Raw genomic sequence first — 12,290 nt, 5'->3', positions numbered from 1 at the left:
GCCGCCCGGCAGCCCCGGCCCGGGCACCCAGGCCGCTCGGGGCCCCGGCCGCGCCGGGCGGCCCTCAGAGCAGCTGGATGCCGATCAGGCAGGTGTCGTCGTCGGTGTCGGAGTTGGTGTGGGTCAGCAGGTGGTCGAGCCGCTTCTCCAGCCCCTGGGCCCCACCGGGCCCGGCCGCGCCGTGGGCGATGACGAGCAGCCGGTCCAGCGAGTCCTGGACGGAGCGGTCCCGGCGCTCGATCAGCCCGTCGGTGTACATCAGCAGGGTGTCGTCGGGCCGCAGCTGGACCTCGGCCTCCTCGTAGTCGGCCTCCGCGATCGCGCCGAGCAGCAGTCCGCCGACCAGCGGCAGCGTGGCCGCCCGCCCGTCCCGGAGCAGGACCGGCGGAAGGTGCCCGGCCCTCGCCCAGCGCAGGGTGTGGGTGACCGGGTCGAAGAGCCCGCAGACGGCCGTGGCAGTCACGTTGTCGGTCAGATGGTGCGCCACCACGTTCAACCAGGCCAGCAGCTGCCCGGGGCCCGCTCCGGTCGCCGCCAGCCCGCGCAGGGCGTTGCGCAGGGCGACCATGCCGGTGGCGGCCTCGATGCCGTGGCCGGCGACGTCGCCGACGCAGAGCAGGATCTGCTTGGAGGGCAGCACCACCGCGTCGTACCAGTCCCCGCCGACCAGGTGGTCCTTCTCGGCGGGCCGGTACCGGACGCCGATCCGCAGGCCGGAGGCGTCCATCGGGCCCCGGGTGGGCGGCATGATGGCGTGCTGGAGCTGGCGTGCGAGACGGTTGCGCTCGGCCGCGTGCTGCTCGCTCTGCGCGAGCTGGTCCCGGGTGGCGGCCAGCGCGACCTCCGTCCAGTGCTGGGCGGAGATGTCCTGGTAGGCCCCGCGTACCGCGGTGAGCCGTCCGTCCGGGTCGAGGACGGGTTCGGCGACCACCCGGATGTGACGCGCGATGCCGTCCGGACGCTGCAGCCGGAAGGCCGTGGAGGCGGGCAGCTGCCGGTGCAGCAGGGTGCGCAGGAAGCGTCCGATCGCCTCGGCGTCGTCGTCGTGCGCGTGGGCGCGCAGTTGGTCGATCGGGATCGGCGCGGCCGAGGCACTGAGGCCGTAAAGATCGAACAGCGGGCTGTTCCAGGTGATCTCGCCGGTGCTGATGCTCTCCTCGAAACCGCCGATCCGGCCCAGCCGCTGGGCGTGCTGGAGCAGTTCGGCGACGCGGGCGGCCTCGTCCTTGATCCGCCAGATCAGCAGGACCGCGCCGCCCTGACGGGTGAGGCTGACGTCGGCGACGGTGCTCAGCGGCACCTGGCCGACCACCGCGGACAGGGTCATCTCCGCCACCCGGAACGGCTCGCCGGTGGCGTGCACGTGCTCCACCTTCTCGAACAGCCCGCCCGGCTCCGCCGCCAGCGGGTAGGCCTCCAGCAGCAGGGCGCCGGCGACGTCCGAGCGCGGACGGCCGGCGAAGTCGACGAATCGGCTGCTGACGTGGTGGATCCGGAAGTCGCCGACCCGGTCGCCGTCCAGGTGCGGCAGCAGGACGAGGGCCGGGTCGTGCAGGCCGTCCGCGAGCTCGACCAGCTCGCGCAGCTGTTGCGAGGGCACCGGACCGGTGGCGCCCGGGCGGTAGGGGGAGGGCCCGGCGTGCGGCTCCAGGGTGTGGGCGCAGAGCTCCGCGAGCGCTTCGGCCTGGCGGCGGATCTGGGGGGACTGCGGCGGCAGCGGGTCGGGCCAGCAGATCTCCAGGACGCCGATGATCCGCCCGCCGATGCCGGCCGGTACGGCCGCCCGGCCGCCGGAGTTGTGCTCCCGCCCGATCGAGGCCAGGCCCGCCCGGGCCAGTGACTCGATCCAGACGGCGCCGCGCCGGGTCAGCGCCTGCCGGGCGGGCGTGGCCACGCCGGGCGGCACGTAGTGCCAGCGGCCCGCCTCGTGCTCCGGAAAGCCCGCGTGTCCGGCCAGGGTGAGCGAGCCGTCCGGGTGCGCGGTCCAGATGGCGACGGCGGTGGCACCGAGCGGGGCGAGCGCGTGTTCGAGGAGCGACGCGGCCACCGCCTGGGTGTCGGCGGCGGCCAGCACGCCGCTCTCCGCGCTGCGCAGCCGCAGGGCCGGTGAGGCCGACTCTCCGCCGCCGGCCGGCGGGGCGAGCAGCTCCCGCGCCGCGTCGCTGAGGTGGTCCCGCGCCGCCTGGTTGATGATGTCCGCGGCCAGCTCCAGCGGTGACTGGCCGGCCTGCCGGGCCAGGTCGTCGAGCTGCTGGGCCGCGTGCGCCGGACCGCAGTGCAGCCGCTCGACCAGGATGCCCTTGGCGAGCTCGACCAGCGCCCGGCCGTCGGCGGCGGCCTGGGCCTCCTGGACCTGCAGCCGCAGCCGCTCCACCGTGGTGGCCAGCCGCCCCACGGCCAGCGCGGCGGCGTGCGGGTCGCTCTCGGGGGAGCCCCCGGTCGAACTCCCGGCCTGAGCGGAGCCGTCCGCGGAGGGCTCCGACAGCTCCGGGGCCTGCCACCGAGGGCGGGGCGCCGGCAGCTGTCCGTCGCCGGACCGGCCGGCCTCCTTCGGCTGCGGGGGGACCTGCACGGGCTGCTCCTTCGATCGGACGGGGCCGTCGGCTGCTGCCGGCGAGGCGGGCGGGCGGGAGGGCGGTGCGAGCGCTACTGCCCGAGCCACCGCCCGATGCACGCCATCAGATCGGCGGCGTCGACCGGCTTGGTGACGTAGTCGCTGGCGCCGGAGGCGAGGCTCTTCTCCCGGTCGCCGGGCATGGCCTTGGCGGTCACCGCGATGATCGGCAGGGCGCTGTGCTGCGGCATCGCCCGGATCGCGGCGGTCGCCGCGTAGCCGTCCATCTCCGGCATCATCACGTCCATCAGGACGATCGCGATGGCCGGGTTGGCGACCAGCGCCTCGATGCCGGCCCGGCCGTTCTCGGCGTGCAGCACCCGCATCCCGTGGAGTTCGAGGATGCCGGTGATCGCGTAGAGGTTGCGGGCGTCGTCGTCGACCACCAGCACGGTGTGGCCGGCCAGTGTGTCGTCGATCTCCCGTTCGGCGGGCTTCGGCGACTTGCCGGAGCGGACCAGCGGCAGGACGTCGCCCGGCTGGTCCGCGCTGAGGTGGAGGGCGATCCTCTCGCGCAGCTCGTCCAGGCTGGAGAGCAGTTCGAGCGGCTGGGAGGCGGTGCGCGACTGCAGGGACAGCTCCTGCTCGGCCCGCATGCGGCGGTTGTTGTGCGCCAGGATCGGCACCCCGCGCAGCGCCGGATCGCTGTTGACCTCCTCCAGGAACCGCAGGGCGGCGCCGTCGGGCAGGTCGAGGTCGAGCACCGCGCAGTGGCAGGCCGCCTCGGCCAGCGCGGCGGCGGCCTCCCGTACCCCGAGCGCCGTGACGAGCTCGACCGAGTGCGCCGAGTGGCCGCGCTCGCCGGCCGCGTCGAGGTCCGCCACCGCGCTCTCGGCGACCAGCGAGAGCAGGCCGTTGGGGCGTGCCTCGACCACCAGCAGCCGGCGTCGCTGCCGGGGCAGGGAGACGTCCGTGCCCTGCTCGCGCGTCCGGGCGGGCAGGGCGTGCACCGCCCGGCCGTCGGCCGGGGGGAGCTGCTGACGCCCCTGGCCGCCGGCCGGCCCGGCGGCCAGGTCGGTGCGCGCGGCGGGCAGGTAGAGCGTGAACGTGCTGCCCTGGCCCAGGGTGCTCCGCGCGCTGATGGCGCCGCCCAGCAGGTAGGCGATCTCGCGGCTGATCGACAGGCCCAGGCCGGTGCCGCCGTACTTGCGGCTGGTCGTGCCGTCCGCCTGCTGGAAGGCACCGAACACCGTCTGCAGGTGCTCCTCGGCGATGCCGATTCCGGTGTCGCGGACGTGGAAGGCGAGCACCGGCCCGGTGTGGCGGGCCAGTTCCGGGATCGCGGCGGCGTCGGCGTTCTCGACGGTCAGCTGCACGCTGCCGGACTCGGTGAACTTCACCGCGTTGGAGAGCAGGTTGCGCAGCACCTGCCGCAGCCGGTAGTCGTCGGTGACCATGTCGGTCGGCACACCGGCGGCCGTGGTGATGTCGAAACTCAGGCTCTTCTGGGTGATGAGCGGCTGGAAGGTGGCCTTCAAGTAGTCGAGCAGCTGGCGCAGCGGCACCCGCTCCGGGTTGATGTCCATCTTCCCGGCCTCGACCTTGGACAGGTCGAGGATGTCGTTGATGAGCTGGAGCAGGTCGGAGCCGGCCGAGTGGATGATCCCGGCGTACTCGACCTGCTTGGCGGTGAGGTTGCGGGTCGGGTTCTGGGCCAGCAGCTGGGCCAGGATGAGCAGGCTGTTCAGCGGGGTACGCAGCTCGTGGCTCATGTTGGCCAGGAACTCGGACTTGTAGGTCGAGGCGAGCGTCAGCTGGTGGGCGCGCTCCTCCAGCTCCTGGCGGGCCTGCTCGATCTCCAGGTTCTTGGTCTCGATGTCGCGGTTCTGCGCTGCCAGCAGCGCCGCCTTCTCCTCCAGCTCGGCGTTGGAGGACTGCAGGTCCTCCTGCCGGGACTGCAGTTCGCGCGAGCGGATCTGCAGCTCCGCGGTGAGCCGCTGGGACTCTCCGAGGAGCTCGTCCGTACGCGCGTTGGCCACGATGGTGTTGACGTTGACGCCGACGGTCTCCATCAGCTGGTCCAGGAAGTCCCGGTGGGCCTGGGTGAACCGGCGCACCGAGGCCAGCTCGATGACCCCCAGCACCTGGCCCTCGACCACGATGGGCAGCACGATCAGCGAGGCGGGTTCGGCGGCACCCAGACCCGAGGAGATGGTCGCGTACCCGCTGGGCACCTCGTCCACCGAGATGATCCGACGGCTGCGGGCCGCCTGCCCGACCAGCGACTGGCCGAAGCGGAAGACCACCGGCGGTCCGCTCACGGCGGGGTGGTCGGGCATCCCGTAGGAGCCGATCAGCCGCAGTTCGGGGCCGTGGGTGGTGTCGTCGGCCAGGTAGAAGGCGCCGTACTGGGCGGAGACGAGTGGCGTCAGCTCGTCCATGACGAGTTCGGCGACCAGCGGCAGGTCGCGCCGGCCCTGCATGAGGGCGGAGATCCGGGCCAGGTTGGACTTCAGCCAGTCCTGCTCCTGGTTGGCCCGGATGGTCTCGCGCAGGGACTCCACCATGAAGTTGATGTTGTCCTTGAGGTCACCGACCTCGCCCGGCGCCTCGACGGTGATCGAGCGGGTGAGGTCGCCCTCGGCGACCGCGCTGGTCACCTCGGCGATCGCGCGGACCTGCCGGGTGAGGTTCCCGGCCAGGCCGTTGACGTTCTCGGTCAGCCGCTTCCAGGTGCCGGAGACGCCTTCGACCTCGGCCTGTCCGCCGAGGCGGCCCTCGCTGCCGACCTCGCGGGCCACCCGGGTCACCTCGGCCGCGAACGAGGAGAGCTGGTCGACCATGGTGTTGATGGTGGTCTTGAGCTCCAGGATCTCGCCCCGGGCGTCGACGTCGATCTTGCGGGTCAGGTCTCCGCGCGCGACCGCCGTGGTGACCTGGGCGATGTTGCGGACCTGGCCGGTGAGGTTGTTCGCCATCGAGTTGACGTTGTCGGTGAGGTCCTTCCAGGTGCCGGCCACGTTGGGCACCCGGGCCTGTCCGCCCAGGGTCCCCTCGGTGCCGACCTCGCGGGCGACCCGGGTGACCTCGTCGGCGAACGCGGAGAGGGTGTCGACCATCGTGTTGATCACCCCGGCGAGCGCGGCGACCTCGCCCTTGGCCTCGACGGTGATCTTCTGCGAGAGGTCGCCGCGTGCCACGGCCGTCGCCACCTGGGCGATCGAGCGGACCTGGCCGGTGAGGTTGGACGCCATCACGTTGACGTTGTCCGTGAGGTCCTTCCACGTGCCCGAGACGCCCCGCACGGTGGCCTGGCCGCCGAGGTTGCCCTCGGTGCCGACCTCGCGGGCGACCCGGGTGACCTCGTCGGCGAACGCGGAGAGCTGGTCGACCATCGTGTTGATGGTCTCCTTGAGTTCGAGGATCTCGCCCCGGGCGTCCACCCGGATCTTCTGCGAGAGGTCCCCGCGCGCGACGGCCGTCGTCACCTCGGCGATCGAACGGACCTGCGCGGTCAGGTTGTCCGCCATCACGTTGACGGACTCGGTGAGGTCGCGCCAGGTGCCGGAGACGTCCTGGACGTTGGCCTGGCCGCCCAGGCGTCCGTCGGTGCCGACCTCGCGGGCGACCCGGGTCACCTCGCCGGCGAACGCGGAGAGCTGGTCGACCATCGTGTTGATGGTCTCCTTGAGTTCGAGGATCTCGCCCCGGGCGTCCACCCGGATCTTCTGCGAGAGGTCCCCGCCCGCGACCGCCGTCGCCACCTCGGCGATCGAACGGACCTGCGCGGTCAGGTTGTCCGCCATGGAGTTCACCGAGTCGGTGAGGTCGCGCCAGGTGCCGGAGACGTCCTGGACGTCGGCCTGGCCGCCCAGGCGTCCGTCGGTGCCGACCTCGCGGGCGACCCGGGTCACCTCGCCGGCGAACGCGGAGAGCTGGTCGACCATCGTGTTGATGGTCTCCTTGAGTTCGAGGATCTCGCCCCGGGCGTCCACCCGGATCTTCTGGGTCAGGTCGCCCTTGGCCACCGCCGTCGCCACCTGGGCGATGTCGCGGACCTGGGTGGTGAGGTTCCCGGCCATGGCGTTGACCGAGTCGGTGAGGTCCTCCCAGGTGCCGGAGACCCCGGGGACGTCGGCCTGGCCGCCCAGGCGTCCGTCGGTGCCGACCTCGCGGGCGACCCGGGTCACCTCGGAGGTGAACAGCGAGAGCTGGTCGACCATGCCGTTGAAGACGGTGGCGATCTCGCCCAGCAAGCCGTCGTCGTCCGGCAGGCGGGTACCGAAGTCGCCGTCGCGGACCGCCGTCAGACCCGCCAGCAACTGACGCAGTTGCGGCTCCCCGACGCCGTCGACCGCAGGGGCGGCCGCGGCGGTGGACGCCTCGTCGCCGGGGGCAGGCCGTCCCGCGCTGCTGGTGTCAGACATCTCGTCCCGTACTTCCCCTCGTCCGCTGCCGGGGTCGGAGAGTCCATCGGGAGACACGCTGGATGGTGCGGCGCTCCCGGCTCCTCACGCGGCCTGCCGCCACGCCGGGTCGGCGCGGCCGGTGGTCAACTTCGAGGCTATCCCACCGGAACCCGTGACCGGGACGGTCGGGCGGCCCCGGATCCGCTCCGGGGCCCGCTTTCCGGCCGCCGGGCGCGGGCGCGTAGGGCAGACTGGTCGTCCCGGAACGTGTGACCCGAGTGGTGCCGGGTACACGGGCGGTCAGTCGGCCGCAGCGCCGGCACCCGGCGGGCGGGCGTCGCGACCGGGTCGGAGCACGGCGGTCGGGCGACGGCAGCGGCCAGGAGGTGTGAGGCATTGAACCAGGGCGGCAGTCGCTCCGAGCAGACCTGCGCACGGTCGTTCCCGCCGGTACGGCCGGGCCGGGCGGAGCATCGCACACCGTGGGAGAGCGCCGGTGCGCCCCACGCGGCCGCCGGGCCGGCGCCGTCCGAGTCCTTCGTGCACCCCGCCCTCCTCTACCGGGACGAGGCCGGCTACCGGGCCGGGGTCGGCGGCTTCGTGTCGACCGCGCTGGCGGCGTCCGAGCCCGTCCTGGTAGCCGTGCCGCCCAGCCGGCTGGAGGTCCTGCGCGACAGCCTCGGGCCGTTGTTCGACGGCGTGCAGAGCGCTGACATGACGGGCCTGGGCCGCAATCCCGGCCGGATCCTGGCCCACCTGCGGGCCTTCGCCGACCAGCACGCCGGACGGAGCGTGCGGATCGTCGGCGAGCCGATCTGGGCCGGCCGCTCCCCGGCCGAGAGCACCGAGGCGACCCGGCACGAGGCGCTCATCAACCTCGCGTTCCGGGGCAGGGCCGCGACGATCCTGTGCCCCTACGACGTGGCGGGCCTGCCGGCCGCCGTGGTGGCCGAGGCCAGGCGGACCCACCCGGTGGTGACCGAGGACGGCATCACGCGGCCGAGCGCCGCCTACACCGATCCGCTGCTGGTCTGCGCCGACTGCGACACCCCGCTGCCCGAGCCCGTCACCTTCCGTGAGCTGGAGTACGGCGGTGGCCGGCTGGCCGAGGTCCGGGCCCTGGTCCAGGAGTGGGCCGGGGCCGTCGAGCTGGCGCAGGAGCGCCGGGCCGACCTGGTGCTCGCGATCGGCGAGGCCACGGCGAACTCGCTCGCCCACGGGGGTGGGCGGGGGCGTCTGCGGCTGTGGACGACCGACGGCCGTGCCGTCGCCGAGATCCGGGACGCCGGGCGGCTGACCGACCCGCTGGCCGGCCGGGCGCGGCCGAGCCTGACCGGGGCGGACGGCGGGCGCGGGCTGTGGATGATCCATCAGCTCTGCGACCTGGTGGAGACCCGGACCGTGGGCCCCGGGTTCACGATCCGGCTGCACATGGCGCTCGGCGGCGGCCCGGCAGCGGGGTGACGGCGGCGGCCGGGCTGCCTGGAGCGGGGCGGCCGAGTCCGGTGACCGGGCGGTGGCAGGGCGGGACGGGCGGTGGCGGCGTGGACACGGGACGGCGGATCCGGGGGCGACGGCAGCGGTGACCGAGAGAAAACGGTGGTCGTACGGAGAGGCAGTGAAGTAATTGTGAAGTCTGCTTCCGGTGTGCGTATGGTCGGACAACCCGGGTAACCGGGGCCCTGACCTGAGACGACCCGGTGGAAGGACTGCCATGACGACGTCACTCAACGCTGCACCGACCGCCGACCCCGGAACGGTCGAGGCGGGCGCACTCCGCCGCGCCGTACCGGCGCCCCGGCGGACGGCCGCGGGGTCGCGGTCGACGGACGGCCTGGAGCAGCTTCCCTCGGAGGTCGCCCCCGCCGACGCCCGGGAACTCTCCAGGGCACTCTTCGCCCGCCTGCGCACGCTGGAGGAGGGCACCGCCGAGTACTCGTACACGCGTGCCACCCTCGTGGAGCTGAACCAGGTGCTGGTGCACTTCGCGGCCCGCCGGTTCCGTGCCGGCCGGGAGCCGATGGAGGACATCGTCCAGGTCGGCACGATCGGCCTGATCAAGGCCATCGACCGGTTCGACCCGGAGCGCGGTCTGGAGTTCTCCACCTTCGCGCTGCCGACGATCACCGGCGAGATCAAGCGGTTCTTCCGTGACACCACCTGGCACGTGCACGTCCCGCGCAGGCTCCAGGAGCTGCGCCTGACGATCGCCAAGGCGGCCGACGAACTGGAGCAGCGACTCGACCGGGCACCCGGCGTCGCCGACCTCGCCGCGCACCTCGGGCTGCCGCAGGAGGAGATCGTCGAGGGCCTGGTCGCCAGCAACAGCCACACGGCCGGTTCGCTCGACGCGAGCACCGAGGAGGGCGCCGAGAGCGCGCTGGCCGCACGGCTCGGGTTCCAGGACCCGGGCTTCGAGCTCGCGGAGAACCTGCACGCGCTCCGGCCGCTGATCGCCGGCCTCTCCGAGCGCGAGCGCGCGATCCTCTCGATGCGCTTCGTCGAGGAGCTCACCCAGTCGCAGATCGGGGCCCGGCTCGGGCTCTCCCAGATGCACGTGTCCCGGCTGTTGACCCGCACCCTGGCGGCGCTGCGCGCCGCTCTGCTGGCGGAGGAGTAGGCACTTCGTGGCCGGCCCGAGCCCGCCGAGGTGCGGGCCGGGCCGACCGGCGGCCCCGTGACCTGTGCCCGGAGGGGCGCCCGGGGTAGGCTGCTGGACGGCCCTGGACGTCCGGTTCGCAGTGTCCGGTGGCCGGGCCGCCACGGGTGGCGGCAGGTCACGGACGCCCGGGTTGCCGGAGCCGGGCACCGGGCAGTACCCGGAGTGGGTCGTAAGAGCGTTCTGGAAGGTGTTTGGGCAATGACGATCGGTGACGCGGGGACGAGCTCGGCCGGGCCGGTGGCCGACCAGGGCCGTCTGAGGGTGGACACCCGGCAGACCGGAGGCGCGGTGGTCTGCACGCTGGTCGGGGAGCTGGATCTCGACAGTCTCACCCCGGCCCGGGCCGCTCTGGACGAGGCCGTCGGCTCGGGTCCGGCGCAACTGGTGGTCGACCTGGCGGGCGTGCAGTTCTGCGACTCCTCGGGGCTCAACCTGCTGCTGCAGACCCGGCTCGCCGCGCAGGCCGCCGACGTGCCGCTGGCACTGGTCTCGCTCGTCCCGCAGGTGGCCAGGGTCTTCGAGATCACCGGCGCGGAGAGCGTGTTCAGCATTCACGCCTCCGTCGACGAGGCGTTCGCGGCCCGGTGAGCGCGCGCTGCGAGGGGTCGATCGGTTATCCGGACCGGTTCCGGCGCATCGGCCGCGGGGCGGCGGGAAGACGGAGCAGCATCGGACCGGTCGCGAACCGGCCATCTGCGGGCCGGGAACGGTCGGCAGCAGCCGACACTGACGAGTGCACAGCACCATGGCGGGGTGAACCAGATGAGTTTGCACACTCCTAGGGAGACCGGGCCCACCCGCCCGGGTCTGCCGGCGACGGGTCAACGCCGTCGGCTGGCCCTGTCCGGCGTGACCGGCCAGGTCGCGCGCGGCCGTGATTTCACGCGCCGGGCGCTGGCGGACTGGGGCTGGCTGGACGAACAGGACCCGCACGGCCAGAACGCGGCCGACGACCTCCTGCTCATGGTCTCCGAGCTGCTGGCCAACGCCTGCCTGCACGCGGGCGGGCCGCACGAACTCGTGCTGCACGCCTCGGAGCGGCTGCTCCGGGTCGAGGTGCTGGACGGGGAGCCCGCCGTGCCGGTGCTCACGTCGCCGCACGATCCGGGGCGTCCGGGCGGCCACGGGCTGCACATCATCGAGAAGCTCTCCGACAGCTGGGGCTCGACACCCGGGGAGCACGGCAAATCGGTCTGGCTCGAGTTCGCCGCCGAACGGTTCGCCGCCGAGGTGCGGGAGCCGCAGGACGAGGACTTCGACGAGGACTTCGACGAGGACGACTTCGAGGATCCGGCCTTCGAGGCCGAGGTGCTGGGGTCGTACACCGCGTACGGGATCGCCCCGGGCGGCGCCACCGACTCCGACCCGGTGCCCGGGCTGCACCGGCACGCCGAGGAGTCCCCGGCCCCGTGACGGCCCCGCCGGTCGGTCCGGCCCGGTCGGTCGGACCCCGCCGGAAGCCACGGCGGCCCCGGCGGCCCCGGCGGGTTCCCCGGGGCCGCCGGGCCGCGGGGAACCCGCCGAGCGGTGCCTGTGGTGGAGTGCCGCCCGTGTCGAGCGGCACCTGTGTCGAGCGGCACCTGTGTCGAGCGGCACCTGTGTCGAGCGGTGTCCGTGCCCTGCCCGGTCGTGTGCCGAGTGTGCAGAGTGTGCTGCGTGTGCCGAGTCTGCTGCGGCCGCGCCCGGAGGCGGGGCCGAGGGCGGCCTCGCGATCCGGGATCAGTCGCCGAAGGTCACCGTCACCGAGGTGAATCCGAGCGAAGTCAGCAGACCCTGGAACATCGTCCTGGTGTTGGTCTCGGCGGTCGTGGCGAGCGCGGTGTCCTTCGCCGCGGTCTGTATCCGTTCGGTGGCCAAGACCTCCAGCTGCTGCTGGTTGCCGGGGTTACCGGAGAAGAAGTCGCCGAGCCGGTCGAACAGCCCGCGCTGCTGCGAGTAGATGTAGGACCGCTTGACGTCGAGCGCGGTCTCGGCGAGCTGCGCGTGCGGCAGCTTGAGGGTCACCGAGCGGCGGTCGTCCGAGACGCTCACCGCCCCGGACTTCACGCCGCCGAGATCGGTGTAGGCGCCGACGGTGCCGGCGGCCACGTAGAGCGTGCGCTTGCCCAGGATCTGGGACGGCAGGAACTTCGCGTCGTTGTCGAGATCCAGCACGATCTGGAAGTTGCCGGTGGCGCCGGTGTAGCGGCTCATGTCCTGGATGGACTTGAGCAGGGCCGGCTGACTCCGGTCCACCTGGCGTTCGGCGAACGGGTTCGGCAGGCCCGGCAGCAGGTTGAAGCGGCCCGCGGCCAGGAAGAGCGCGACGATGACCGCCAGCGTGATGGGCAGACTCAGGTACCAGGGCAGTCGGCGGGCCGGTCGTGCGGCCGCCGGTGGGTCGTCCCGCCGGGAATCCGGGCCGTCGGACGGCGCGGGCTCGTCGGGCAGACCGCGTCTGCGGGAGGTCAGGCCGATCCGGGGGAGTGCCATCGTGTGTCCTCTGAGCTCGGGGCGGAGCCGGGTGCTCCACCCATCCACCTGCCTTCTGCCCAGGATCGACGTCTTCAGCAATCACTACGTCCACAAACAGAATTGATGACCGGTCAGTTGGTGCTCCGATCACTCGGCCGTCGGGCACGACAGGACGCCCGCGACGCGGGCACGACAGGACGCCCGCGACGCG

General features: G+C 73.2%; 7 protein-coding genes. 4 read left to right on the top strand and 3 right to left on the bottom strand.

Annotation, left to right across the window (positions count from 1 at the left end):
* Window positions 1–64: 64 nt before the first annotated feature.
* Window positions 65–2,572, bottom strand: coding sequence for a SpoIIE family protein phosphatase (locus OG823_RS02905; RefSeq protein WP_371477217.1), 2,508 nt, complete (start codon window positions 2,570–2,572; stop codon window positions 65–67).
* A 74-nt stretch (window positions 2,573–2,646) separates the two neighbouring features.
* Complete coding sequence (locus OG823_RS02900; protein ID WP_371477214.1) at window positions 2,647–6,981, bottom strand: HAMP domain-containing protein; 4,335 nt, start codon at window positions 6,979–6,981, stop codon at window positions 2,647–2,649.
* A 378-nt stretch (window positions 6,982–7,359) separates the two neighbouring features.
* Here OG823_RS02900 and OG823_RS02895 point away from each other — a divergent pair, with 378 nt between their 5' ends.
* The 4 genes from OG823_RS02895 to OG823_RS02880 all read left to right on the top strand — a co-directional run bounded on the left by OG823_RS02895 (window position 7,360) and on the right by OG823_RS02880 (window position 11,038).
* Window positions 7,360–8,427, top strand: a complete 1,068-nt coding sequence (locus OG823_RS02895) for an anti-sigma factor RsbA family regulatory protein (RefSeq protein WP_371477213.1) — start codon at window positions 7,360–7,362, stop codon at window positions 8,425–8,427.
* A 250-nt stretch (window positions 8,428–8,677) separates the two neighbouring features.
* Window positions 8,678–9,583: a SigB/SigF/SigG family RNA polymerase sigma factor gene (locus tag OG823_RS02890; RefSeq protein WP_371477211.1), complete on the top strand. Its 906-nt coding sequence runs from the start codon at window positions 8,678–8,680 to the stop codon at window positions 9,581–9,583.
* Window positions 9,584–9,823: 240 nt separating this feature from the next.
* Complete coding sequence (locus tag OG823_RS02885) at window positions 9,824–10,213, top strand: STAS domain-containing protein (RefSeq protein ID WP_371477209.1); 390 nt, start codon at window positions 9,824–9,826, stop codon at window positions 10,211–10,213.
* Window positions 10,214–10,474: 261 nt separating this feature from the next.
* Window positions 10,475–11,038: an ATP-binding protein gene (locus OG823_RS02880; protein ID WP_371477207.1), complete on the top strand. Its 564-nt coding sequence runs from the start codon at window positions 10,475–10,477 to the stop codon at window positions 11,036–11,038.
* 306 nt (window positions 11,039–11,344) lie between these two features.
* On the opposite strand, the gene OG823_RS02875 is transcribed toward OG823_RS02880, so the two are convergent.
* Window positions 11,345–12,097, bottom strand: coding sequence for a DUF4230 domain-containing protein (locus tag OG823_RS02875; RefSeq protein ID WP_371477205.1), 753 nt, complete (start codon window positions 12,095–12,097; stop codon window positions 11,345–11,347).
* Window positions 12,098–12,290: the final 193 nt, after the last annotated feature.

Source organism: Kitasatospora sp. NBC_00315 (assembly GCF_041435095.1).
Classification (GTDB): Bacteria; Actinomycetota; Actinomycetes; order Streptomycetales; family Streptomycetaceae; genus Kitasatospora.
The sequence above is the reverse complement of the archived record's forward strand: the minus strand, read 5'-3'. Positions and strand labels throughout refer to the sequence as shown.

What these genes read in the sequence shown, in the direction of transcription:
- OG823_RS02900 (WP_371477214.1), bottom strand. Translation starts at nt 6,981, where the DNA reads ATGTCTGACACCAGCAGCGCGGGACGGCCTGCCCCCGGCGACGAGGCG.
- OG823_RS02890 (WP_371477211.1), top strand. Translation starts at nt 8,678, where the DNA reads ATGACGACGTCACTCAACGCTGCACCGACCGCCGACCCCGGAACGGTC.
- OG823_RS02885 (WP_371477209.1), top strand. Translation starts at nt 9,824, where the DNA reads ATGACGATCGGTGACGCGGGGACGAGCTCGGCCGGGCCGGTGGCCGAC.
- OG823_RS02875 (WP_371477205.1), bottom strand. Translation starts at nt 12,097, where the DNA reads ATGGCACTCCCCCGGATCGGCCTGACCTCCCGCAGACGCGGTCTGCCC.